The sequence below is a fragment of the Caballeronia sp. LZ003 genome (assembly GCF_031451465.1).
Lineage (GTDB): Bacteria > Pseudomonadota > Gammaproteobacteria > Burkholderiales > Burkholderiaceae > Caballeronia.
Genome location: NZ_JARUXJ010000001.1, coordinates 989385 through 1013189, shown reverse-complemented (window position 1 = coordinate 1013189; position 23805 = coordinate 989385). Strand labels below are relative to the sequence as shown.

20 protein-coding genes are annotated in these 23805 nt (G+C 61.3%); 12 read left to right on the top strand and 8 right to left on the bottom strand.

The features are described 5' to 3' along the window. Positions 1-436 precede the first annotated feature (436 nt). The 7 genes from QCE79_RS04675 to QCE79_RS04645 all read left to right on the top strand — a co-directional run bounded on the left by QCE79_RS04675 (position 437) and on the right by QCE79_RS04645 (position 6921). Entirely contained in the window at positions 437-1291 is an 855-nt protein-coding gene (locus QCE79_RS04675; RefSeq protein WP_309842225.1) for a hypothetical protein, read from the top strand. A gap of 47 nt (positions 1292-1338) precedes the next feature. Further along, a complete protein-coding gene (locus tag QCE79_RS04670) occupies positions 1339-2784 on the top strand; it encodes a hypothetical protein (RefSeq protein ID WP_309842222.1) in 1446 nt (481 codons plus the stop codon). 100 nt (positions 2785-2884) lie between these two features. Further along, on the top strand, positions 2885-3043 hold the full coding sequence (locus QCE79_RS04665; protein WP_309842218.1) for a hypothetical protein: 159 nt from the start codon (positions 2885-2887) through the stop codon (positions 3041-3043). Between the two features lie 170 nt (positions 3044-3213). Then, positions 3214-3840: a hypothetical protein gene (locus tag QCE79_RS04660; protein WP_309842215.1), complete on the top strand. Its 627-nt coding sequence runs from the start codon at positions 3214-3216 to the stop codon at positions 3838-3840. Positions 3841-4324: 484 nt separating this feature from the next. Next, entirely contained in the window at positions 4325-4852 is a 528-nt protein-coding gene (locus QCE79_RS04655; RefSeq protein ID WP_309842212.1) for a hypothetical protein, read from the top strand. Positions 4853-5033: 181 nt separating this feature from the next. Continuing rightward, positions 5034-5573, top strand: coding sequence for a class I SAM-dependent methyltransferase (locus QCE79_RS04650; RefSeq protein ID WP_309845187.1), 540 nt, complete (start codon positions 5034-5036; stop codon positions 5571-5573). Positions 5574-5859: 286 nt separating this feature from the next. Further along, positions 5860-6921 carry a site-specific integrase gene (locus QCE79_RS04645; RefSeq protein ID WP_309842209.1) on the top strand — a complete coding sequence of 354 codons (1062 nt, stop codon included), beginning with the start codon at positions 5860-5862 and terminating at the stop codon, positions 6919-6921. A gap of 55 nt (positions 6922-6976) precedes the next feature. On the opposite strand, the gene msbA is transcribed toward QCE79_RS04645, so the two are convergent. Together msbA and QCE79_RS04635 are read right to left on the bottom strand one after the other, a co-directional pair. Beyond that, entirely contained in the window at positions 6977-8695 is a 1719-nt protein-coding gene (msbA, locus tag QCE79_RS04640; protein WP_370652127.1) for a lipid A export permease/ATP-binding protein MsbA, read from the bottom strand. Positions 8696-8867: 172 nt separating this feature from the next. Continuing rightward, complete coding sequence (locus tag QCE79_RS04635; RefSeq protein ID WP_244827528.1) at positions 8868-10145, bottom strand: O-antigen ligase; 1278 nt, start codon at positions 10143-10145, stop codon at positions 8868-8870. 159 nt (positions 10146-10304) lie between these two features. Between QCE79_RS04635 and QCE79_RS04630 the strand changes: the two genes are divergently transcribed. Both QCE79_RS04630 and QCE79_RS04625 read left to right on the top strand, forming a co-directional pair. Next, positions 10305-11300 (top strand): glycosyltransferase, encoded by a 996-nt coding sequence (locus tag QCE79_RS04630; RefSeq protein ID WP_309842205.1) that lies wholly within the window; start codon positions 10305-10307, stop codon positions 11298-11300. Positions 11301-11354: 54 nt separating this feature from the next. Beyond that, positions 11355-12116 carry a glycosyltransferase family 2 protein gene (locus QCE79_RS04625; protein ID WP_309842203.1) on the top strand — a complete coding sequence of 254 codons (762 nt, stop codon included), beginning with the start codon at positions 11355-11357 and terminating at the stop codon, positions 12114-12116. A 24-nt stretch (positions 12117-12140) separates the two neighbouring features. Here QCE79_RS04625 and QCE79_RS04620 read toward each other — a convergent pair whose 3' ends face one another. Both QCE79_RS04620 and dnaE read right to left on the bottom strand, forming a co-directional pair. Beyond that, positions 12141-13202 carry a glycosyltransferase family 4 protein gene (locus QCE79_RS04620; RefSeq protein ID WP_250492102.1) on the bottom strand — a complete coding sequence of 354 codons (1062 nt, stop codon included), beginning with the start codon at positions 13200-13202 and terminating at the stop codon, positions 12141-12143. Beyond that, complete coding sequence (gene dnaE, locus QCE79_RS04615) at positions 13202-16732, bottom strand: DNA polymerase III subunit alpha (protein ID WP_404989029.1); 3531 nt, start codon at positions 16730-16732, stop codon at positions 13202-13204. The genes QCE79_RS04620 and dnaE overlap by 1 nt, the downstream gene beginning before the upstream one ends. Before the next feature lie 213 nt (positions 16733-16945). On the opposite strand from dnaE, the gene QCE79_RS04610 reads away from it, so the two are divergent. Continuing rightward, positions 16946-17800 carry a sulfurtransferase gene (locus QCE79_RS04610; RefSeq protein ID WP_309842200.1) on the top strand — a complete coding sequence of 285 codons (855 nt, stop codon included), beginning with the start codon at positions 16946-16948 and terminating at the stop codon, positions 17798-17800. Between the two features lie 19 nt (positions 17801-17819). Then, the gene (gluQRS, locus tag QCE79_RS04605) at positions 17820-18695 is read left to right on the top strand and encodes a tRNA glutamyl-Q(34) synthetase GluQRS (protein ID WP_309842198.1); all 876 of its coding nucleotides are present in this window, start codon (positions 17820-17822) and stop codon (positions 18693-18695) included. 241 nt (positions 18696-18936) lie between these two features. On the opposite strand, the gene QCE79_RS04600 is transcribed toward gluQRS, so the two are convergent. From QCE79_RS04600 to purT, 4 genes are all read right to left on the bottom strand, one after another. Further along, positions 18937-20406, bottom strand: a complete 1470-nt coding sequence (locus tag QCE79_RS04600) for a DEAD/DEAH box helicase (protein WP_244827521.1) — start codon at positions 20404-20406, stop codon at positions 18937-18939. A 421-nt stretch (positions 20407-20827) separates the two neighbouring features. Continuing rightward, positions 20828-21160, bottom strand: coding sequence for an MliC family protein (locus QCE79_RS04595; protein WP_404989027.1), 333 nt, complete (start codon positions 21158-21160; stop codon positions 20828-20830). Positions 21161-21254: 94 nt separating this feature from the next. Further along, positions 21255-21410 carry a DUF6726 family protein gene (locus tag QCE79_RS04590; RefSeq protein WP_309845184.1) on the bottom strand — a complete coding sequence of 52 codons (156 nt, stop codon included), beginning with the start codon at positions 21408-21410 and terminating at the stop codon, positions 21255-21257. 45 nt (positions 21411-21455) lie between these two features. After that, complete coding sequence (gene purT, locus QCE79_RS04585; protein WP_309842195.1) at positions 21456-22724, bottom strand: formate-dependent phosphoribosylglycinamide formyltransferase; 1269 nt, start codon at positions 22722-22724, stop codon at positions 21456-21458. A 296-nt stretch (positions 22725-23020) separates the two neighbouring features. On the opposite strand from purT, the gene QCE79_RS04580 reads away from it, so the two are divergent. Beyond that, positions 23021-23593 carry an META domain-containing protein gene (locus QCE79_RS04580; RefSeq protein ID WP_250525611.1) on the top strand — a complete coding sequence of 191 codons (573 nt, stop codon included), beginning with the start codon at positions 23021-23023 and terminating at the stop codon, positions 23591-23593. Positions 23594-23805: the final 212 nt, after the last annotated feature.

Here is a 23805-nt window from a genome sequence, read left to right as displayed (position 1 = left end):
ACCTCAGAGCACTTAATCCTGACTGGCCAACGCGGATTATCGAAGTGCATAACAACGCCACAATCTGTGGCGTCGTGAAGTCAAAAGTGGTCCGCTACTGAGAAAGCGCCCGCAGCGGAGCATTGCCCCCCTTCCTACTCGCCGCACACCCTCGGATCCCGCGCCCGCTCCTTACCGCGCAATGCGAAAGGCTATGCGCAAACTAAAATTTACCCTAGGGTATTGCGCCGATCAATTCCCTTGAGGTATTCTCTGGTCGTGTTAGCTTTCCTTTGTACGCAAAAACTTTTACGGCGCTGGCACGCACGCGTCGGAATGCAGGTTCGTCTGGCATCTCCGCGTGGCAGCGGCCGCTGGAGCACTCTTGAGGTCGAGGCGTGAATAACCTCTCGAACGCATCAAACTTCGAATTACGTTGTCCTAATCGGAGCAATTAATGATCGAAACACTCGTCCCTGCGCCGCAGTTTTTGAAGCGACCCAGCGCCCGCGTCGGACTTGCATTCAGACCGGTCCCGCCGCAGGAACGCCCCAAGGGCAAGTCGCTGGTTCTCCGCGCCTGCCGAGAAGACATGTCATCCGGAAATGGCTTCAAATGGCCGTGGGCAGGCGCGATGGTTGAAGCGCCCGATCGGCAACCGACGCATCGTTGTGGCTCAGGTCTGCACGGATGGCTTCATGGCCACGGAGATCATGCGATCGGCGGCTACATCGAACCGACAGCAAATTGGCTCGTCATCGAGGTGGCTACGGACGACATTATCGAGTTAGATGGCTTCTGCAAGTTTCCACGCGGCAAAGTCGTTTTCGTCGGCACGAGCAAGAGCGCTGCCGACTATCTGCTTGCTAATGATCCATGCGCCCGTGAGCTTCCTGTCATCGGCGCCCATCGCGCGGTCGGCGATCACCGTGCTGTATTTGTTGGCGCCTTGGGCTTCGCTATAGCAGGAAACTGCGGCACAGCCATGGCGGGATATCGAGGAGTTGCAACTGTGGGATTTGGCGGAATGGCGACAACGGGCTTTCGTGGCGAATCCACCGCAGGTGTTCGCGGGACAGCCATTGCGGGTGATGGCGGAACTGCACGAGCCGGCAATCATGGGACGGCTATGGTGGGATTCAGCGGAAAGGCAAGCGCTGGCGAGAAAGGACAGATCAGCATCTGGTACTGGGACTTCTATGAGATGCGATACCGAATGAAGGTTGGTTACATCGGCGGGGAGGGTTTGGAGCCATTCACGCTTTATACGCTCGACGATCTGCTGCGCTTCGTCAAAGTGCCGACGCAGTAAGCGAAGCGTATCGTTTTTTCTCAAAAATTTAACTTTGGAATCAAGTTATGTCGACGCGTAAAACATCTTTCGTATTGAGGACCTGCCATGAGGACATGTCTTCGAGTAAAGGTTTTGTATGGCCTGGTTTGTACGAGGTGGCGCAAGCTCCGGATTGGGATCCTAATCCACGCTGCGGCGGGGGGTTGCATGGCTGGCTTTATGGTCACGGCAATTATGAAATCGATCATGCAGAGTACCGACCACTCGCTCCAAGCGCGAAGTGGGTTGTTGTCGAAGTTGAAACAAACCAAATCGTCGATCTAAACGGAAAGTGCAAATTCCCGCGCGGCATGGTGTGTTTCGTGGGCAGCAAAGGGGACGCAACGGATTACCTTATCCTTCGCGAGCCCAGGGCGAGTAACGATGCGGTAATTGGCGCGCAGCTTGTAAAGGGTGATGAGGGCGATGCCAAAGTTGGCGCACTAGGCGTAGCCGTCGCGGGCATCCGCGGCAAGGCTACCTCGGGTGATTACGGCGTCTCTATCGCGGGCGCCGATGGAATTGCATCGGCCGGTCGAGAAGGATCTGCGACAGCCGGAGAGCGTGGCGAGGCTAAGACGGGAGATTTCGGCACGGCGGCCGCAGGCGGTCGTGGAAAGGCGTTCGCCGGAAGAGCGGGCATGGCGTCTGTGCGCTATGACGGAGTGGCTACGGCAGGTGAACTCGGTTTAGCTATTGCCGGTAACAACAGCACTGTCAATGCAGGCAATGCAGGTACGGCGGTGGCTGGCAGCTCAGGTAAGGCTAGCGTGGGAGAGCAAGGTACCGCGACAACGGGTTCTTATGGAAGGTCTAAAGCGGGCGTGGGCGGAACCGCTATAGCCGGCGATAAGGGAATTGCTATGGCTGGCCATGGCGGGACGGCCGTCAGTGGTCACGATGGTACGGCGACCACAGGTATGGACGGCATAGCGACCGCCCGGGAATCTGGACAAGCTTTTGCGGGTGCTTCTTCGACCGCAATAGCTGGAAGTGACGGCCTAGCAAATGCTGGTGATCGATCGATCGCCATAACTCGCGACGGAGGCAAAGCCAATGTGGGCGAACAAGGCATTGCAATTGCAGGCCATAGTGCGACGGCAGGAAACAGCGGTATCGCGATTGCGGACACCGAAGCGAGGTCAGGTACCAAAGGTATTGCTATAACCGGTGGCGGACGATGCATGGTCGGTGCCTTCGGAACCGCCCTAACGCGATCCGGCAAGGCGGAGGCTGGCGCGAACGGCTTGGCGGTTACCGTCACTGGTGGGATAGCCTCAGTTGGCGACAATGGCACCGCCTCAGTTGGTGTCGGGGGCGCTGCGAGTGCAGGCAATCACGGAGCAATTCTAATTCGTTACGAGGATCAGGAAAATCGAGTGCGCACGAAAGTTGGTTATATCGGCGAAGAGGGTCTGGAACCGAACACGCTGTACACCCTCGACGATAATCACCGCTTCATCAAGGTGTAATCACACATCACGGTTTGGTAGGGCCGCCGCTTTATTCCTTTTACGTCGCGTTGGCCTCTTCGCATGTAGTTGTACTTATTAGGAAGCCGAGGATGCGATCATGCCGCGCAAGGCGATGACAAGTGAGCAACGCACTGCAAAAAAGGCAGCAAAAGCTGAAGCCCTGAAAGCGAAGCGCGAAGCCCTGAAGTGCGAGGCTCGGGCCGAAATTCACTTTTTGGCAAGCCAAATCCCGGCTCATATCGCTCAGGGGGGGTGAATACAGTTCGCTGTTGGAAGGAGGCTTTGGATGCTGCTACGTCCTCCGCCCAGCGGCCACGGATATCTGTCGACAGACTTCGATGCTCGCTCAATGTGCTCCGCAGGCATGTTGAATTGGTCGATGCGCAGCCTTAACGAATAATGACGCCTGGTGATCTAGTGAGAACGATGAAAGAACGCCCGCTCGCATTCAGCGCGCCGATGGTGCACGCCATCCTTGACGGACGCAAGACGCAGACGCGGCGCGTCGTGAAGTTGCCGCATGCCAACTCGCTTGGACAGTGGGAGCCGACAACCATCGGCGGCCGGAATGGTGGCTGCACGAAGGACGGTCAGGCTATCCCCGAACAAGGGGCAATTTGGCATACGCGCACAGCCGACACCCTCGTGTGCCCCTACGGTCAGCCTGGCGACCGGCTGTGGGTGCGCGAGACGTGGGCACAGCCTGCCGCGCTCGACCCGGGTCCGACCGTGTACCGCGCCGACTATCCGGCGTGTGTTCCTTCGGGCTTCGAGAACGTGCCGCTTGACGATGAGATCACTTGGAAGCCGTCGATTCACATGCCCCGCGCGCTTTCCCGCATCACGCTTGAAATCACCGGCGTGCGGGTCGAGCGCTTGCAGGCTGTCTCTCGTGGTGATGCCATGGACGAAGGCTGCCCGTTCCCGAACATCGCGGATGGTGACGATCCGCGTAAGTGGTTCTTCGAACTGTGGTCCCAGATCAACGGTGACGAGTCGTGGGACGCTAATCCGTTCGTGTGGGTGATTGAGTTTCGACGGATACAACTGTGAAGATCTGCCCTACTTGCCGAACTGAAAAAGCGAGTGACGCTTTTTACTCAGATAAACGCACGCGCGACGGTCTCAAATCGCAATGCAAGACATGCCATATGGCTGGAAATTTGCGAACGCGTGATCTTGATAAAAAGCGATCGGCTAACGCTATACACATGGCTCGCGCACGGAGCCTAAATCCCGAAAGATTTTCTGAACGCGATCAAATAGCGAGTCGTAATCTAGTTCAAGATGAGCGCGTGACCGCACGGCAGATCCTGAACAACGCCGTAAAACGTGGCGAAATCGTGCGCCCTGACTATTGCGAAGCATGTGGAAGGAAAGACTCCCTGCACGGACACCACGACGATTGCACAAAGCCTCTTGATGTCAGGTGGCTCTGCCACGCCTGCCATGGCAAAGAGCCCCGTATCAAGGCAACCGGAGAGAAAGCATGAGCGAGAAGATCATTCCAATCGACGCGCCCGACCTGGCGCGCAGCGTGACGGTCACCGGTTTTGTTTCCACCGATGGCCGCTTCTACGGCGACGACGAGCACTTGGCGCGCTGGGCCAGTTGCACGCATGTGCGCTGCGCGTGCGGCGCTTTGGCCCGGAAGAGTTGGACGGCCTGTGACGAATGCCGGGAGCGCAACGACATCGCTCGCTATGCGGCGCTTCCGAAAGTCGAATGGGATGGCAAGTCGTTCATCTACTCGGACGCTGCCGATCGCTACTTCAGCGACTACGACGAAATGGTCGACTTCATCCGCGACCGGCTTGACGAAAACCACGCCCTGAAACCGGACGATCTGCGCCTGATGATATGTGAGCCGAACATGCCCGGCGAAATCGACCCTGACGACTACTTCGCAGACGACCTTCCGGAGGACGGCGAAGTGCCCGACGAGTTACGCGAGGCCGTCGAAGCGCTCAACGCAGTTATTCGCAAGTCGCCTCCGCTTTCATGGACTCCCGGCAAGAAGGCTGCGATCGTGACCATCGATCCCGCCGATCTTAGCAAAGCGTGATCCGCCACCTCCACCCCTTCCGCGCGCTGCTCGACTCCCTCGAAACCCTCGGCCGCGCGAAGGAACCGACGACCGCCCTGCTTCATCGAGCGTGCGCTGCGTTTGTTGCGATGGTGGCGCAGATAAGCGGAAAGCGATGCGCCATTGTTATTGCGCAGACTGTTATTGCACAAAGATCGAAATGAGCGATACAAAAACAATCCTAGACCCTTGTTGCGGCACGCGCATGTTCTGGTTTGATCCGAGCAACAAAGCAGTCTTGTTCGGCGATGCGCGATCCGAGACGGTAACAGTCGTCGATCGCTCTCACGGCAAGCAAGACGGTGAGCGAGTTCTCAATGTGTCTCCCGATATCGTCATGGACTTCCGCGCGATGGAATTCGCCGACGCCTCGTTCAAGCTTGTCGTGTTCGACCCGCCGCACCTCGTACGCGCGGGCAGCAAAAGCTGGCTCGCGGCGAAGTACGGGAAGTTGTCGTGCGACTGGCGCGATGACCTCCGGCGCGGTTTCGCCGAATGCTTCCGCGTGCTCGGACCCGAAGGCATTTTGATCTTCAAGTGGAACGAGGTTCAGATAAAAGTCGCGGAGATTTTGACGCTCACCGATCAGCGACCGCTGTTTGGTCATAAGTCCGGCAAGCGCGCAGACACGCATTGGATCTGCTTCATGAAGGCCGCCGCCTGTTCGCCAGTCACTGAAAAGGCATCGGGAATCAAATGAAACTACCACAAGAACCCGAGCAACCCGAACGCGCAAAGACTGACATTTGCCCGCTGCGGAAGTATGCAATTCAATGAATTAGATACGTAATGCCTGAAAAAGCCCTCACCCTCACGAAGGTGGCCGAGCTGCTCGACGTCTCCTATTCCACGGTCTACGCCCGAAAGGAAAAAATGGGATTTTTCCAGATCGGAAACCGGTGGCGCATCTGGCCCGACAAGTTGAAATCTGCAACCGAGTACAATCTGAACCGACCGGCGCGGACGGATCACTGGAGAAGTAAGAAATGTCCATCCGAAAACGCGGCGGAGTCTATTTCATTGACATCCGCACACCAGACGGCGCGAGAGTTAGACGCTCTGCTGGCACGGGCGACCGCAAGGAAGCCCAGGAGTATCACGACCGGTTGAAGTCCGAGTTCTGGCGATCTCAGAAACTCGGAGAACGCCCGGCAAAAACGTTCGAAGAAGCAGCTTTAAGATATTTGCAACAAGAAGCGGCGAAACGTGATTATGCGAATAAGGTGCGACATATACGGCACTTTCGCGAGAGGTTTTCGGGTCGGCGGATTGACTCTATAACAGCAGCGGAGATTATGGATGCGTTGCCACAAGTGCTGTATCGTGGAGATGGGAAAACGCCGTCATCAACCGCAACTCGCAATCGCTACCTTGCGACGATTCGAGGGATGCTCAATGACGCGGCTACTCGTTGGGAATGGATTGACAAAGCTCCGAAGTTCCGCCAAATGCGAGAAGTCAATAGGCGGGTAAGGTGGATAAGTCGAGAAGATGCTCAGCGATTGCTTGCGTCGTTCTCTAAAGACTGGTTGCGAGATGTCACCGCATTCGGATTTTCGACCGGGTTACGGCAAGGCAATATAACCGGATTAGAGTGGTCGCAAGTCGATCTGGTACGTAGGCGGGCGTGGATCCATCCAGATCAAGCGAAAGCAGGCAAGCCGATCGGTGTGCCTTTGAATAGTGAAGCAATCGAGGTGATTCGACGCCAAATTGGCAACCACACTCGATTTGTATTCACGCGGAACAACAAGCAAATTGTGTCTTGGGATCGAGAGCAATGGCTGTTCGCGTGCAAGCGAGCCGGGATCGAAAATTTCAGATTCCACGATGTAAGGCACACGTGGGCGAGTTGGCACGTTCAGAATGGCACGCCGCTGGAGCGACTCAAACAGATGGGCGGATGGTCCGACTACTCAATGGTCCTCAGGTATGCCCACCTTGCGCCCGATCATTTGGTCGAGCACGCGGAGTCAGTCACAATCTGGGCGCAGTCTACTGCTGATTCAAAGGCGCAGGAAGAGCTTGAAACGCTGCGAGGAGGCTGAGAAGCCTCATCGGCAATGCATTTGAGGTTTTTTGCCGAGTAAGTCTTAACGCGCCTCAAGCCGGCTGCTGCTGATACTGAATCCGGTGCAGATGCGCATACAGTCCTTCCTTGCGCAACAGTTCGGCATGGCTGCCCTGCTCCGCAATTCGCCCGCCTTCCATGACGAGGATGCGGTCCGCGCGCTCGATGGTCGACAAGCGATGCGCGATCACGAGCGTCGTGCGTCCCTTCATCAGCGTTTCGAGCGCGGCCTGCACGTAGCGTTCCGATTCGGAATCCAGCGCCGATGTCGCCTCGTCCAGGATCAGGATCGGCGCGTCCTTGTAGATCGCGCGGGCAATCGCCAAACGCTGCCGCTGTCCACCGGACAAGCGCATTCCGTTGCCGCCGATCAAGGTATCCATGCCATCAGGCAGCGCCTGCACCATATCGATGAGATTCGCCGCCATCAGCGCCGAGAACACGCGGTCGCGATCGGGCTTCTGCCCATAAGCAACGTTCGCCGCAATGGAGTCGTTGAACAGCACGACATCCTGGCTCACCATCGCCATCTGGCCGCGCAGGTCGTGCAGGTCGTAGTCGGTGATCGGCACGCCATCGACGAGCACCTGCCCGCCGCGTGGATCGAAGAAGCGCGGCAGCAGATTCACGAGCGTGGTCTTGCCACTGCCTGACGGCCCCGCGAGCGCGACCATCTCGCCGGGCGCAACCTTGAACGACACGCGGTCGAGAATCATGCGGTCCAGCGAACCGTAGCTGAAAGTGACATCGCGAAACTCGACTTCGCCTTGCGCGCGTTCCAGACGCCGCCCGCCGCCCTTCGGCTCCTCGGGTTCGTCGATCAGGCCGAAGATCAGCTCCGCCGCCGTCATGCCACGCTGCATCGGCTGATTGATGTCAATCAGATGCTTGAGCGGCGAGATAACGAGCAACATGGACGTGACGAAGGCAACGAAGCCGCCTACCGTGGTCTGATCGTTGGTGGACTGCACGACCGCAATCGTGATGACCACCGCGAGCGCGATCGACGCAAGAAACTGCGTGAGCGGCTGCGCGAGGCCGCCGGAAACCTGCATGCGCATCGAGTAGCCGCGCAGGCGCTGGCTCATCTCCGTGAAGCGGTCCATTTCGTACGGTTCGCCGTTATGCACCTTGACGACCTTGTAGCCCGCGACGGTTTCCTCGACGACATAGGACAACTCGTTGGTCAGCGTCTGATGTTCGCGATTGAGCCGCCGCAATCGTCGGTTGATCTTGCTCACGAGCCAGCCGATCACCGGCAGGATGACCGCGACGATCAGCGTGAGCCGCCAGTTGAGGATGAACAGATAGCCGAGCAGAAAGACGACCGTGAGCGAATCGCGCACAAGCGTGACGACGACGCTCGATAGCACGCTCAGAATCTGGTTGACCTCGAACACGACTGCATTGATGACCGTGCTGGCCGTCTCGCGCTGAAAGAAGCCGGCGCTCGTGTGGATCATGCGCTCGAACATCTGCAGGCGAAGTTGCAGCAGGATCTTGTTCGACACGTACGACAGAAAATAGCCCGACGCATACTGCGCCGCGCCGCGCACGAGCGCGAGTCCGATCACCGCGGCCGGCACGAGCCATTTCGCGTGATCGCTGCTTTTGGAGCCAAAACCGTGGTCGAGCAACGGTTTGAGCAGCATCGGGATGCCGGCTTCGGTTGCGGCGACGATACCCATCGTGCCGAGCCCGAGCAACACCATGCCCATGAGCGGGCGGATGTAGGGCCACAGGCGCCGCATGACCGCGGTCGGCGACGAACTTTCCGCGCCGCCAATCGGCTTGCGCAAACTACCTTCTCGTTTCAAGAGCGTATCTCCACTTCGCCCGGCGCTTTCCAGCTCTTCCCGCGGCGCTCGTTGGTTACTTTTGTGATTTCTCGTCAGCCGGAGAATGAAACCGGCCGGCCCGAATTCAGCCGATCGGTCCGCGCCCCGGCTTGCCAAGCGGCTCGCGCGCGTCGTGCGTGATGACCGCAAGCAGCACGGCCCAGAAGAGCGCGATGAGCGACGTGCTCATCACGACCGTGAATACATCGATACTCAGTCCGAAGATGATAACCGACCCCGAGACCGCGATCCCGCAATACGCCGCCGTCGACACATCGGGATGCGGCGACTTCCGGTAGCGCAGGAAATACACGAGCGGCCCGAAATACAGCAACGCAAGACAGACCACGCCCGACGCGCCCAATTCCGCGATCGTCGAGAAAAACTCGCTGTGCGCGCGTTGATTGACGACGAGCGGCGATACCTCGCCGGCATCGGCCATGCCCTTGAGCGAATTCTTCAGATGTCCCTTGCCGACGCCGAACACCGGATTCGCCTCGAACAGATGAATCGACGCGGTCCACAACTGCAGCCGCGCGCCGAGCGAACTGTCCGCCGCCGCGCCGTGCGACAGGCGCGCGATGTCGGAGCGCGTCGCCTGCACACGTTCGCGGCCGATCGGCGAGGCGAGCAAGAGCGCCATCGCCAGAACGGCGACGCCGAGCGCGGTCAGCCAGTGACGAGGGTGTTTGATCCAGCCGAAGTTGAGCAGGCACAGTACGAGAAAGAGCGGAATGGCAAGCCAGCCGCCGCGCGTGCCCGACAGATACGACGCGTAAATGCCGCCCACCAGTCCGAGCAGCTTCAGTGCAATGCCGAGGCGCTTCGCCAGCGCGTTCGGATAACGATCCCAGCGGATCGACATCACCGAAAGAAAGCCGAGCAGGAGCGCGGTATTTCCGTAGGGAATCGGATTGGTGAAATCGTTGCCGAGGCGATCGAGTTCCGTCACCGTCATGTGGATGGCGCTGTCCACGGCCCAGAAACCCGCGCCGATGGCACCGAGCGCGCAGCCCCAGCCGAGCGCCTTCAGTTGCCGAATCGGCACGTTGACGAGCAGCAGGAAAATCGGCAACGCGAGTGCGAAGCGCGACATGCCGTCGAATTCGCGCGGCAGATAATAACCTTCGATGGCTTGCTGCAACGGCAGATAAACCATGAAGCACAGCATGGCCACCGTATAGAGCGGGAACGCATTGACGAGCAGACCGAGCCTCAGACGAAACGGCTTGCTGAACCCCGCGAAGAGCGCGATGGCAAGCAACACGAAGAAGCAGTAGCCCGTCCCTCCTCGCACGACGAGTGTGCTCGCGGGCGCCAGCAAGACCATGCTGGCGATCATGTAGCGCAGAGTTTTTTCCAAATCGATGAACCTTAAGCGGGATTGACCGGCCGGCCCGGTCGCCTATCCCCAAATCGCGGGTTATTATAGCCGCTGCCGTCTGGCATGAGATTCGCTCTCCGCGAGCGCGCAACGCCGTGGCCAAGACGCGCCGGGCCTCCGAAGCACTCAGAATCGTACATGTCAGGAATATCACAGCCAGAGCAGAACACGCCGCGCGCGAGTCTCTTGCTCATTACCTTCAATCAGCAGGAAACCGTTGCCGACGCGATTGCCGGGGCGCTCGCGCAAACCTGGTCGCCGCTGGAAATCCTCATTTCCGACGATGCCTCCTCCGACGCCACTTACGCCGTCGCCGAGCGCTGCGTGCGCGAATATCGCGGGCCGCATACGGTGCGGCTGTATCGAAACGAGAAGAACACGGGTATCAGCGCGCATCTCAGTGCGCTCGCGGCGCGCGCATCGGGCGAGATGCTTTTTATCGCGGCGGGCGACGATATCTCGCGACCGGAACGCGTCACGCGCGTCATGGAAGTGTGGCTCGCAAGCGGCAAGCGCCACGACCTCATCGCGACCGACCTGCAAGACCTCGATGCCGAAGGCAATACGCACGACATCCTGCGCGTAACGGACCTCGACGACTATCGCAGCTTCGACGACTGGATGGAACGGCGGCCTCATCTGGTCGGCGCGGCGCATGCGTGGGCGCGGCGTCTCTTCGAGGAGTTCGGGCCGATCGCGCCCGGCATCTACGGCGAAGACCAGATCATGGCGTTTCGCGCGATCATGAGTCACGGCGCGCATACGCTGCACGAACCGCTCGTGCTGTACCGGCGCGGCGGGCTGTCGAGCAAGCGCAAATGGCGCACGCCGGCGGAATTCGTCGCGCGTATCAAGCTTGCGAATATCAACGGATCGGGCGAGACGCGTCAGTTCGAAAGCGACGCGGACAAGGTCGGCGTCGGCGCTAGGATGCGCGCAATGCTGGCGCGAAAGTCGGCGCGCGAGCGCTACGTGAGCGCCGTGTTCGGCGACGCGTCGTTGGCGCGCAAGGTCGCGTTGCTGGCTGGATCGAATGAAGTCAGTCCGGGATTTCGCATCAAGATGTTCGTGTATGCGACGTGCCCGTGGCTGCTTTCGCCGTTCTTCTTCGTGAAATGGCATTTGCGCGGCTAGGCTTTTCCAATCGAACGTGACCACGACAAGAATCAGAGGCCGGACTCGGGCAACATGAAATCGCCAACGCTTGGCATCGCCATCATCACCTACAACGCGGCCGCGCGGCTCGCGCAATGTCTCGACTCGGTTTCGTTCGCGGATGACATCGTCATCGTCGATGGCGGCAGCACCGACGCCACCGTGGGTATCGCCCAGGCGCATCGCGCGCGCGTGATCGAAGCGCGCGACTGGCCCGGCTTCGGGCCGCAGAAGAATCGCGCGCTGGATGCGCTCGCCACCGACTGGGTCTTGTCTATCGATGCCGACGAAGTCGTGACGCCCGAACTCGCCGCATCGATTCGAGCCGCCATCGCTCGCCCGCAAGCGGATGTCTATTCGGTCGACCGGTTATCGAGTTTTTGCGGAACGTGGGTGAGACACAGCGGCTGGTATCCGGACTGGATTCCCCGGCTGTTCAAGCGGGGCGCGGCGCGCTTCTCGTCGGATCTCGTGCACGAGCGTCTGGTGCTTTCCACGAACGAGCCCGCGATCAGGCTCAATGGCCGGCTGATGCACTACTCCTACGAAGACTTCGAGACCGTGCTGCGCAAGCTGGACGCTTATTCGACCGCGGGCGCCGTGCAGCGTCATGCGGCAGGCAAGCGCGGCGGTTTCGGGGTTGCGCTAACACGCGGCACGTGGGCTTTTTTGCGAACGTATTTTCTGCGCCGCGGTTTTCTGGATGGGCGCACGGGCTTCATGATCGCGCTTTTCAATGCGCAGACGGTGTATTACCGGTTCTTGAAGCTCGAGCATCTGAACGAGAGACGATAGGCGCCACGGCTTGGCTCAGCGGCTTCAACGACCGCCGCTGATTTCTTCCGCCAGCGCCAGCAGCGCATTCACATGCGACGCGACGCTCGCGTCATAACGAACGGCATTGCCGGATACGCGGCGTCGTGAAGCAATTGCCGCAGCGACGACGCGCCGCAGGTCGTCCGCATCGCCAGATTTGAAAACGTGCTTGGCGCTTTCGTCGATGGCATCGCCACAGCCGATGCAGGCCGGAAAGATCACCGGCGTGCCGCACATGACCGATTCGATGCCCACGAGCCCAAACGGCTCGTAGCTCGACGCGAGAATGGTGAAGTCCGCCGCGCGATAAGCGTCCTCGATATTTTTAGCGTAGCCGATATAGCGCACGTTCGGCGCGCTCTTCTCGGGCGCGCGCCCGGCGACGGCGATCACGATCGGCAAGCCCGCGCCGCCGAGCGCCTTCTCGATCAGCGGCAAACCCTTGCGCTCGTGACTGCTCGAAGGAAAGAGCAGCACGATTTCGTCTTCCTTGAAACCGAACCGTTCGCGCAGACGGGCGCGCGAGGTTTCATCGGCTAAGGCGAAACGCGCGCCATCCACGGGCGGATAAAGCACGCGAATCTTCCGTTCGTCGATGCCGTAAAGCCCGCGAAGCTCGTTGCGCATCATGTCCGAGTGCGCGACGATCACGCGCGCGTCCCGATACTGCCTGCGTTCGAGCGCGATCTGCCGCGTATCCGACCGCTTTTCGCGACGCCCGGTTGCGCGCAGAAAGCCGATATGCGTGCCTCCGCAGATGGCAATCTCCGAGCCTTCCACGCGATTGCAGCCGATCAGCACGTCGACCCTGGCCTTATTGCGCGCGCGCTTGAGCGCCCACGAAAAATACACGTCGCGCAGCTTGCCCGGCAGAAACGACACCTTGATGCGATGCGCCTCGACGAGCTTGCTCTCCGGCAACGACGAGTCGATCTTGCGGGCAAAGAACGCAGGCTTTTGGCGGCCCTCGAAGCCGGCGGCGGCAAGACCGCGCACCAGGTCCATGGCGTAGCGTTCGAGCCCGCCGCTCAGTTTGAGCGCGTTCGCCGAGATGCCGATGCGCATCAGTAGACGATTTCGATTGCGCTGCCCGCGAACTCGCCGCGCAGCGCGGTGATGAGTTCGTCGGTGGGCTTGACGCGCCAGGCATCGCCGAGCCGCACTTCGCCTTCCGCATGCTCGCTGCGATAAACGATGCTCACGTTCAAGCCGTTCGGGATGGGTGCGGACTGGCGCTGCCTGCCGTTTTCGCGCGCGGGCGGCGCCACGGCCGCCGGCGCTTCCGCACCCGCCGCATGCGCTTCGAGCACGCGGCGCAGACGCAAGGAATCCGCGTTGCCGTTCATCTCGACCTTTACCGACTGCGCGTAGCGGCTGCGCGCGCGTTCGAGGTCCATCGCGGTATCGACGGTAAAGCGAATGCCGCCGGTGAAGGCGTCGTTACGCGCCTGACCTTGCACCACGAGCAACTCGTCTTCCTTGAACAGCGCCTTGTTGGCTTCGAACTGCTCGTTGAACACGGTGACTTCGCACTGGCCGGTGCCGTCGTCGAGATTGACGATCAGCATCTTGCCGCGCTGGGTCATTTGCGTGCGCGTGGTCGAGATCACGCCCGCGACGAGCTTGTCGCGCCCTTCCTTCAGTTCGCCGATTTTTTGACGCACGAAGCGGCGCACTTCACCTTTGTAGGCGTCGAAAAGATGGCCCGACAGATAGAAACCGAGCGCGGTTTTCTCTTCCTGCAAGCGCTTCTTGTCGGACCACATGGGTTCATCGACGAGCTGATGCTTTTCGAGCGGCGCGTCGCCCATGTCGAAGAGACCGCCTTGCATGGCGTTGGCGGCGGCCTGATCGGCAGCTTCCATGGCGAGCGGCACGGAGGCCAGCAGTTGCGCGCGGTTCTCGTGCAGGCAGTCGAACGCGCCCGCGCGGATCAGCGCTTCGACCGTGCGGCGATTCACGACGCGCCGGTCGATCCGCTCGCAGAAGTCGAAGAGATCCGCAAACGGCCCGTCTTCACGCGCACGCAGGATTTCCTCGATTGCGTTCTGGCCGCTGCCCTTCACCGCGCCGAGACCGTAACGAATGGTCTTCGAGCGCTTGCCGTCCGCTTCGGCGACCGGTTCGAAGCGATACGCCGACTGGTTGATGTTCGGCGGCAGCACGGCCATGCCATTGCCGATGCAGTCCTCGAAGAGAATCTTGACCTTGTCGGTGTCGTCCATGGCGAGCGACATATTGGCCGCCATGAATTCCGCCGGATGGTGCGCCTTCAGCCACGCCGTGTGATAAGCGAGCAACGCGTAAGCCGCCGCGTGCGACTTGTTGAAGCCGTAGCCCGCGAATTTCTCCATGAGGTCGAAGGTGTCGTCCGCCTTCTGCGCGGTGAGACCGTTCTTCGCCGCGCCTTCGCGGAACAACTCGCGATGCACGGCCATCTCTTCGGGCTTCTTCTTGCCCATCGCGCGACGCAGCAAGTCCGCGCCGCCGAGCGAATAGCCGCCGATGATCTGCGCCATCTGCATCACCTGCTCCTGATAGACCATGATGCCGTAGGTCTCCTTCAGGACGGGCTCGACGCGCGGGTCCGGATACTCGACGATCTCGCGCCCGTGCTTACGCGCGCAGAAGCTCGGAATCAGGTCCATCGGGCCCGGACGATACAGCGCCACCAGCGCGATGATGTCCTCGAAGCGGTCCGGCTGCGCGTCCTTCAGCATGCCCTGCATGCCGCGGCTTTCCAGCTGGAACACGGCGACGGTATTCGCTTTCTTGAGGATCGAAAACGAAGCAGGGTCGTCGAGCGGAACCTGCGAGAGATTCCAGTCTTTCTTCGAGGGATCGAGCCGGCGAATATAGCGCTCGGCCCAGTCCAGGATGGTGAGCGTGGTCAGGCCCAAAAAGTCGAACTTGACCAGACCGACGGCTTCCACGTCGTCCTTGTCGTACTGACTGACCACGCCGCCGTCTTCGCCCTGCGTGTAGAGCGGACAGAAATCGGTGAGCTTGCCCGGCGCGATCAGCACGCCGCCCGCGTGCATGCCGACGTTACGCGTGAGCCCTTCCACGCGCTGCGCGAGTTCGAGCAATTGATGCACTTCGTCTTCGTTGTCGAAGCGCTCCTGCAGGGTCGGCTCTTCCTTCATCGCGTCCGCGATGGTCACGTGCTTGCCCGGCTTGAACGGGATGAGCTTGGCGACGCCGTCGGTGAACATGTAGCCGAGATCGAGTACGCGGCCGATGTCGCGCACCGCCGCCTTCGCCGCCATGGTGCCGAAGGTGGCGATCTGCGAAACCGCGTCCGCGCCATATTTCTGCTTCACGTACTGAATGACGCGGTCGCGCCCTTCCTGACAGAAGTCGATGTCGAAGTCGGGCATCGACACGCGTTCGGGATTCAGGAAGCGTTCGAACAGCAGGTTGTAGCGCAGCGGGTCGAGATCGGTAATGCCGAGCGCATAAGCGACGAGCGAGCCCGCGCCCGAACCGCGGCCGGGACCCACCGGCACGCCATTGTTCTTCGCCCACATGATGAAGTCGGCGACGATCAGGAAGTAGCCCGGAAAGCCCATCTTGATGATCGTGCCGCACTCGAATTCGAGCCGCGCGTAATAAGTCTCGCGCTGTGCCTCGCGTTCGGCTTCATCGGGATAGAGCTGCGCGAGCCGCACCTCGAGGCCTTCCTTTGACAACTGCACGAGGTAGTCGTCGAGCGTAAGGCCATCCGGCGTGGGGAAAAGCGGCAGTTTGGGCTTGCCGAGTTCGAGCGTGAGATTACAGCGCTTCGCAATTTGGACCGTATTGGCGAGCGCGGAAGGAATATCCGCGAAAAGCGCGCACATTTCGTCTTGCGTGCGGAAATACTGCTCGGTCGTGAAGCGCTTCTGACGACGCGGATTGGCGAGGATATCGCCTTCCGAAATGCACACGCGCGCTTCGTGCGCGGTGTAGTCGTCGGGCGTCATGAATTGCAGCGGATGCGTGGCGACCACAGGCAACCCGAGCTTTGCGGCGAGCGCGACGGCCTCCTGAAAATAAGCCTGTTCGCCCGGCTGACCGGCGCGCTGCAGTTCGATGTAGAACGCGTTCGGAAAGAGCGCCGACCAGCGTTCGGCGTTGCGTTGCGCGCTTGCCGCGTTGCCCGCCGCGAACGCCATGCCGATGTCGCCCTGCTGCGCGCCGGAAATGGCGAGCAGACCTTCAGCCAGCCCTTCTTCGAGCCATTCGACGAGCACTTCCGCGCGCCCGCGATATTGATTCGTCAGCCACGCGCGGCTCAACAGTTCGCACAGGTTGAGATAGCCGGTCTTGTCGCGCACGAGCAGGATCAGCCGCGAAGGCTTGTCGCGATCGGCGGGATTGGTGATCCAGACATCGCAGCCGGCAATGGGTTTGATGCCCTTGCTGCGCGCTTCCTTGTAGAAGCGCACGAGGCCGAACGCGTTGGCGAGATCGGTCAGCGCGAGTGCGCCCTGACCGTCTTTCGCGGCGGATTTGACGACGTCGTCCAGCCGCACGATGCCGTCGGCAATCGAGAACTCGGAGTGGACGCGAAGATGAACGAAGCGGGGATCTGACATGACGATATTGTACATGCGGCCCATCGCGAAAACGGCTAAGGGGCGCGCGTTAGCCGAACGGACAAGCCCTCGGCGATTCTCGAAATTGCGCTGGCGCAAACGGCGCGAACGCGGCGGCCCGCGCCTGCGAAAAGACCTGCGCCATTTGCGGGATAATACGGAGTTGCGCGGCGTCCCAGCATCCGCTTTTTGCCGCCCTTTTTACCGGCTTTGCCCCGTTATCCGATCATGAGCATTCTGAACCTCTCCGCCTACAAATTCGTTTCCATCGACGACAGCGCCGCGTGGCGCCCGCTCGTCACCGAACGCTGCAACGCGCTTGGCCTGAAGGGAACGATTCTGCTCGCGCCGGAGGGCATCAACCTCTTCATCGCGGGGCCGGTGGCGGAGGTGCGCGAGTTCATCGATTACATTCGGGGCGACGCGGTCTTCGGCGACCGCTTCGCCGATCTGCAATTCAAGGAAAGCCTCTCCGCAAAGCAACCGTTTCGCCGCATGCTGGTGAAACTCAAGCGCGAGATCATCACCATGAAGAAGCCCGCGATCAAGCCCGAACTCGGCCGCGCGCCCGCCGTCGATCCGGTGACGCTCAAGGCCTGGCTCGACCGTGGTAATGACGACGAAGGCCGTCCGGTCGTCATGCTCGACACGCGCAATGCCTTCGAAGTGGACGTCGGCACGTTCGACCACGCGCTCGACTACCGCATCACGAAATTCAGCGAGTTTCCCGAGGTGATCGAGCAAAACCGTGCCGATCTGGAAGGCAAGACGGTGGTGTCGTTCTGCACGGGCGGAATTCGTTGCGAGAAAGCTGCGATTCACATGAAGGAAGTGGGCATCGATCACGTCTATCAACTCGAAGGCGGCATCCTCAAGTATTTCGAGGAAGTGGGCGGCGCGCATTACTCGGGCGAATGTTTCGTGTTCGACTACCGCACGGCGCTCGATCCAAACCTGCAGCAGACCTCCACTTCGCAATGCTTCGGCTGCCGCGCGGTGGTCAGCGTGGAAGATCAGCAGTCGCCGTTGTACGTGCCGGGCGCCACGTGCCCGGCGTGTCATCCGGATGCGAAGGCCGCCTGAACCTTGAACGAGCCCTGAGATGACTTACCGTGGCCGCTTCGCGCCCTCGCCCACCGGGCCGCTGCACGCGGGGTCGCTCGTCAGCGCGCTTGCTAGTCTTCTCGATGCGCGGGCGCATCGCGGTAGCTGGATCGTGCGAATAGAAGATGTCGATGCACCGCGTACGGTGGCTGGCGCGGCCGACGAGATTCTCGCAACGCTCGCGCATTTCGGCATGCATTCGGACGAACCGCCGGTCTGGCAAAGTCAACGCGACGCGGCTTATCAAGATGCATTCGAGCGCTTGCTTGCCGCCGGCTTCGTTTATCCCTGCGGCTGCACGCGACGCGAGATCGCCGACTCGCTCGTTCATGCGCATGCTCGTTACGCGACGCTCGCTTATCCCGGTACTTGTCGAAGCGGCTTGCATGGCCGTCCCGCGCGCGCGTGGCGACTGCGCGTGCCGGACGGCGACGCGGCGCGCGTCGGTTTCGTGGATCGCTGGCAGGGAATACAAACGCAAGATCTTGCGGCCGAAGTCGGCGATTTTGCCTTGAAGCGTGCGGATGGGCTGTGGGCGTATCAACTGGCTGTCGTCGTCGACGACGCTTCAGCCGGCATTACGCATGTCGTGCGCGGCGCAGACCTGCTGGATTCGACCGCGCGGCAGATTTATCTGCAGCAATGTCTCGATGTGCCGACGCCGTCGTATCTGCATGTGCCTGTCGTCAGCAACGATGCGGGCGAGAAACTCAGCAAGCAGACGGGCGCGGCGCCGCTTGGTCGTGACGCGCCGCTGGATGCGTTGGTGCAGGCGGCGCGGCATTTGAGTATCGAAGTGGCCGCCGCCGGTTCGCTCGAGTCGTTTTATGCGGATGCGACCGCGCAGTGGGCGCGTCGGTTCGGGATTATCTAGTGGCGTGCGTTCGCTTTTGAGGGGCTAATCGCTCGCGCCGCGTAAGCGTTCGACTGACGAGTGCGATACGAGATTGGGTCTGTTGGCGCGCCAGGACGTTGGCTGCGGCCTTTAAGTGGTCAAAGAGCGGCACATAAAAAAAGCAACCTGACCGGTTGCCCTTTTCATCCCACACGTACCGTTCCCAACGGTTCAACGGCAGTCGCAGAGACCACCGTTTCTAAAAGCTTCACGCACCAACTCAAGTCGACTTACGCAACGCACCCAACCCGCCAAGCAACGCGGCCAACGGCTGCTTCGGCGCGCTCTTGCGCTCCGGCTCGACGCTTTCCTCATGCCGCTTCACCGCCGAGGGCGAGGGCTCGTAAGGCTTGAGGAAGAATTCGTCCACCGGCTGCTGACGCCCGCGCGGCCGATCATACGACGACCCCGACGTGCGCCGGCGCGGACCCGCTTCTTCCCGCGCGCCATGCCGATGTTCGCTGCGCTCCGGGCGGACCGGCCGCTCGTCGCGCCGCGCGCCTTCACGACGCACCGGCGTCGTTACTTCGAGCGTCATCACTTCGAGCGGACGCTTGATCAGCTTTTCGATGTCGGCAAGCTGCTTGCGTTCGTTCGCGCTGCACAGCGACAACGCGTCGCCCGACGCACCCGCGCGCCCCGTGCGACCGATACGGTGCACGTAATCTTCCGCGCTGAACGGCAAGTCGAAGTTGATGACCGCCGGCAATTCGGCGATGTCGAGCCCGCGCGCGGCCACGTCGGTTGCGACGAGTGCTTCGATCTCGCCGCGCTTGAACGCGTCGAGCGCCTGCATGCGCTCGCCTTGCGTACGGTCGCCGTGAATCGCGGTGGCGACGATGCCATCACGTTCCAGCACGCGCGCCAACCGGCTCGCACCGATCTTGCTGTTGCAGAACACGATGACCTGCTTTAATCCGCGCTGGCGGATCAGTTGCGCGACGGCGCCCGACTTGTCGCTCTCGTGCACTTCGAAGACGATCTGCCGCACGTTGGTCGCGGTGGAGTTGCTGCGCGCGACTTCGATGGTCTGCGGGTTGCGCAAGTAAGTTGCCGCGAGCTTCTTGATTTCAGGCGAGAACGTCGCCGAAAACAGCAGCGTCTGACGCTCCTTAGGCAGCAGATTCAGAATGCGCTGCAGGTCCGGCAGAAAGCCCATGTCGAGCATGCGGTCGGCTTCGTCGAGGACGAGCATCTGCACCTGGCCGAGATTGAGCGTCTTCTGCTGAACGTGATCGAGCAGACGTCCCGGCGTCGCGATGAGAATCTCCACGCCACGGCGCAGTGCATCCGACTGCGGATTCATGTCGACGCCGCCGAACACCACCGTGCTGCGCAATGCAGTGTGCTTCGAGTAGGTCTGCACGTTGGCGGCAACCTGATCGGCGAGTTCGCGCGTGGGCGTAAGCATCAGCGCGCGCACGGGATGGCGGGCGGGCGAGGCGCTCGTATTGGCCATCGGCAAAAGACGCTGGATGATCGGCAGCGAAAAACTCGCGGTCTTGCCCGTGCCGGTCTGCGCCGCGCCCATCACATCGCGGCCCGCGAGCACGACGGGAATGGCCTGCTCCTGGATCGGCGTGGGCGTGGTATAGCCGGACTCGCTCACTGCCTTGAGGATGTCGGCGGCCAGGCCGAACTGATCGAACGTAGGCGCGGTGGACGGGTTCGTGGCGACGGAATCTGACATGGTGACTATTGGGCTTTCGCTAAAAATCCGCTTGAAGCGGTGCGTAAGCGGGCGTTCGGTCGATTACGCGTGAGTATTTCGGTGACGCGGAGGGTTGTCCGCGCAAGCATTTGTGCGCGGCGCTTGCCATGCACTTGAAGCGCGCCGGGCAGGAAAACGAGCGCCTGACGCAGATTCGGCCGATGGTCGCGGCCTGCGGAACGCCGCAGGTTCGGGCACAAGGCCCGCTGCGATGGAACACGGCTTCGATGACGCCTTCAAGGCGGCCGACGCACGCTCAAGTGGAAGGCCACGCGAGCCGATGCGAACCACGACGCTGCAGGGCAAAAATCTTAGCCGGAAAGCCGCACATTGTAGCATCCGGCGTCGATCCGCCCCTTTCCGCGCTTCATGCGACAGAGGCGCACGACGTAGGCCGCGCTTACTTGTTGTGCGCCTCGCAATCGGCCAGTAGCGGCGGCGAGTCCTTGGCCGCCATCTCGTCATAGAGATTGGCCTGCGGTCCCTTGGTCCACCACGTATATTGATCCGCGACGTATTTGGCCCCGGAACCCGCGATCACGTTGACGAACAGCAGTTTGCGGCCATCCACCGTCAATGCCGCGAAGCTCTGGTGATTGCGTGCGTTGGTGTATTGCACCGACACGCTCTTGCCATCCTTGCAGTCGTAGCGCGTGGTCTGCGTCGAGGCGGTCTGGATTTGCGGCACGGTGAGCGGCATCGCGCGCGCGGTCGTGGCAATCGTGGACGCCATAAGAAGCGCGGCCGAAAGTACGAGAGATCGTTTCATCATCGGGTCCGGAAATCGTGGGAAGCGGCTCGGCGAGCCTTGATGGATGGCCCGAAGATCATGGATCGATCACGTCCGCGCAGGCGTCCGTGGGCGCGGCCGCGACATGGCCGACCACCGGCACGATCTTCAAACCCGCTGACGCGATCCGGCACGGAGCCGCGGCCAGCCCGCAGCCCGAAAGTCCCGCGCACGCCACGATCAACGCGGCCATGATGATTCGCTTCACTATCTTCTCCCTGCCATTTGCAGGCGATGGTCAGCCCGGTCGACTCGATACGGGCTTTACTTTCGACGCCGCCAGCTTCGCGCGCTCACGCGCTTCGCCGGTATCGACGCCAGTAGCGAGCGCGACGCCCATGCGCCGTTTCGCGAAGCTCTCGGGCTTGCCGAAGAGGCGCAGATCCGCGCCCGGCACCGCAAGCGCTTCGGCCACGCCTTCGAAGGCGATACCCGCTTCGTCGAGGCCGCCGTAGATCACCGCCGATGCGCCCGGCGTTTGCAGCGCGGTATCGACGGGCAAGCCGAGAATGGCGCGCGCGTGCAGTTCGAACTCGGAGAAACGCTGCGTGGCGAGCGTCACGAGACCCGTGTCGTGTGGACGCGGACTGACTTCCGAAAACCATACGTCATCGCCGCGCACGAAGAGTTCCACGCCGAAGAGGCCGCGTCCGCCGAGCGCGGTCGTCACCTTTGCCGCGACATCGCGCGAGCGGGCGAGCGCGACGGCGCTCATCGCCTGCGGCTGCCAGGATTCGACGTAATCACCCGCCACCTGCACGTGGCCGATAGGCTCGCAGAAAAAGGTCGCCGTCTCGCCTGTCGCGGGGTCGGCCGCGCGCACGGTGAGTTGCGTGATTTCGTACTCGAAGTCGATGAACCCTTCCACGATCACGCGCCCGTGGTTCACGCGCCCGCCCGCCATCGCGTAGTTCCAGGCGGGCTCGACATCCGCGTCGCTTCCGAGCACGGTTTGTCCCTTGCCCGAGGACGACATGACGGGCTTCACCACGCACGGAAAACCGATCTTCGCGATCGCCTCCTTCATCTCTTCGAGCGACTGCGCGAACGCGTACGGCGAGGTCGGCAAGCCAAGCGTCTCGGCGGCCAGGCGGCGAATGCCTTCGCGATTCATCGTCAATTGCGTGGCGCGCGCGGTCGGAATCACGGTGGCAATGCCAGCGGCTTCGATGTCGGCGAGCGCGTCGGTGGCGATTGCTTCGATCTCGGGCACGATCAGATGCGGCGACTCTTGCTCGACGAGCGCGCGCAGCGCCACGGCATCGGTCATGTCGATGACATGCGCCCGGTGCGCGACCTGATGCCCCGGCGCGTTCGCATAGCGATCCACCGCGATCACCTCGACGCCGAGCCGCTGCAACGCGATGATCACTTCCTTGCCGAGCTCGCCCGCGCCGAGCAACATCACGCGCGTGGCATGCGCCGAAAGCGGCGTGCCGATGCGGCGCTCGACGTCGGTCGCGGCATTCGTGCCGGTAGCGGGGTCGCGTTGCGAGTCGGTGTGCATGAGTGCTCCAGAAATCGGATTCGGTGGCGCCTGTTGCTCGAACATTCGATGAGGCGAGAATGGCCCGGATGTTAACACGCACCGCTTAGTGCAACAGCTCTGCCATTCGGTCTATTGACAGGCGCCAAGAGCAGTATGACAAGCGGTATCGCTGCTCAGTTGCAAGGCATTCGCGTGCTTTTCGAAGATCGTCGACGGGAGGAATGCGCTGCCGATCATTTTGTTGCATCGAGCGCTGGACAAATCGTAGGACGAGTGCGATACCCTTACGGTTTCGCCAGTTTCAGGACTCCCCGATGCCCACGCACTTCATCCGCACACCGTCTTCGTCGCCGCTTTTTCGGGGAGCGCCGGCGTGGCTCACACGTGCATCGCGGCGCGCCGGTGTGCTGCTGCTCGCCACGGGTTTCATCGCCGGCTGCGCGCTCCCCAAGCATCCCGACACGAGCGCGCCGCCCACCGATCCCTACAATCCCGCCGCCACGCAATTGCTCGACGACACGCAATGGCAGCTCACGCGGTGGACCGATGCAAGTGGCAAGCCGCGTGCGCTTCCTCAGGACGCGGGCGGCGCGCAGCCCATCACGCTCGACTTTTCGACGGCGAGCGGCCATCGGCGCGCGAGCGGCTTTTCCGGTTGCAACCGCTTCGCGGGCGCCTATGACCTGAAAGACGGCAAGCTCACGTTCGGCCCGCTCGCCGGTACGCGCATGGCCTGCGTCTCCGGCACGGGCGGTGCGTTGGAGCAGCCGTATCTGGATGGACTCGCACATGTCGCCAGAAGCGGCGTTCAGATGAACCCGCCGCCAGCGTTGCAACTGACGCTCGCCGATGGACAGGTGCTCACGTTCGCGCCGCGGCCAAAGTAAGCGCGAGGTGTTGCGTGCTCGCGCCATACCTATCGGCGCACGCCGCAACCGTTAAACTGCCTGGTTGAACGCGCATGCGTCCGAAGCGGGCAGCGAGTCTGGTCCTGTCTTATACGTCTCACCCAACATTGGTTCTATCTCTAGCATGCAAATGGTAGTTCTCGGCTGGTTCGGTGCATCAGTCGTCTGGATCCTTCCACTCCTCTGGCGCA

Excerpts from the sequence above, each read along its gene's own strand:
- QCE79_RS04660 (WP_309842215.1), top strand. The coding sequence starts at position 3,214 with ATGAAAGAACGCCCGCTCGCATTCAGCGCGCCGATGGTGCACGCCATC.
- QCE79_RS04610 (WP_309842200.1), top strand. The coding sequence starts at position 16,946 with ATGAGCATTCTGAACCTCTCCGCCTACAAATTCGTTTCCATCGACGAC.
- QCE79_RS04645 (WP_309842209.1), top strand. The coding sequence starts at position 5,860 with ATGTCCATCCGAAAACGCGGCGGAGTCTATTTCATTGACATCCGCACA.
- msbA (WP_370652127.1), bottom strand. The coding sequence starts at position 8,695 with ATGCGGCGCCTGTGGCCCTACATCCGCCCGCTCATGGGCATGGTGTTG.
- QCE79_RS04625 (WP_309842203.1), top strand. The coding sequence starts at position 11,355 with ATGAAATCGCCAACGCTTGGCATCGCCATCATCACCTACAACGCGGCC.
- purT (WP_309842195.1), bottom strand. The coding sequence starts at position 22,724 with ATGCACACCGACTCGCAACGCGACCCCGCTACCGGCACGAATGCCGCG.
- QCE79_RS04650 (WP_309845187.1), top strand. The coding sequence starts at position 5,034 with ATGAGCGATACAAAAACAATCCTAGACCCTTGTTGCGGCACGCGCATG.
- QCE79_RS04600 (WP_244827521.1), bottom strand. The coding sequence starts at position 20,406 with ATGTCAGATTCCGTCGCCACGAACCCGTCCACCGCGCCTACGTTCGAT.
- QCE79_RS04670 (WP_309842222.1), top strand. The coding sequence starts at position 1,339 with ATGTCGACGCGTAAAACATCTTTCGTATTGAGGACCTGCCATGAGGAC.
- QCE79_RS04595 (WP_404989027.1), bottom strand. The coding sequence starts at position 21,160 with ATGGCGTCCACGATTGCCACGACCGCGCGCGCGATGCCGCTCACCGTG.
- QCE79_RS04630 (WP_309842205.1), top strand. The coding sequence starts at position 10,305 with ATGTCAGGAATATCACAGCCAGAGCAGAACACGCCGCGCGCGAGTCTC.
- gluQRS (WP_309842198.1), top strand. The coding sequence starts at position 17,820 with ATGACTTACCGTGGCCGCTTCGCGCCCTCGCCCACCGGGCCGCTGCAC.
- QCE79_RS04580 (WP_250525611.1), top strand. The coding sequence starts at position 23,021 with ATGCCCACGCACTTCATCCGCACACCGTCTTCGTCGCCGCTTTTTCGG.
- QCE79_RS04675 (WP_309842225.1), top strand. The coding sequence starts at position 437 with ATGATCGAAACACTCGTCCCTGCGCCGCAGTTTTTGAAGCGACCCAGC.
- QCE79_RS04665 (WP_309842218.1), top strand. The coding sequence starts at position 2,885 with ATGCCGCGCAAGGCGATGACAAGTGAGCAACGCACTGCAAAAAAGGCA.
- QCE79_RS04590 (WP_309845184.1), bottom strand. The coding sequence starts at position 21,410 with ATGGCCGCGTTGATCGTGGCGTGCGCGGGACTTTCGGGCTGCGGGCTG.
- QCE79_RS04620 (WP_250492102.1), bottom strand. The coding sequence starts at position 13,202 with ATGCGCATCGGCATCTCGGCGAACGCGCTCAAACTGAGCGGCGGGCTC.
- dnaE (WP_404989029.1), bottom strand. The coding sequence starts at position 16,732 with ATGTACAATATCGTCATGTCAGATCCCCGCTTCGTTCATCTTCGCGTC.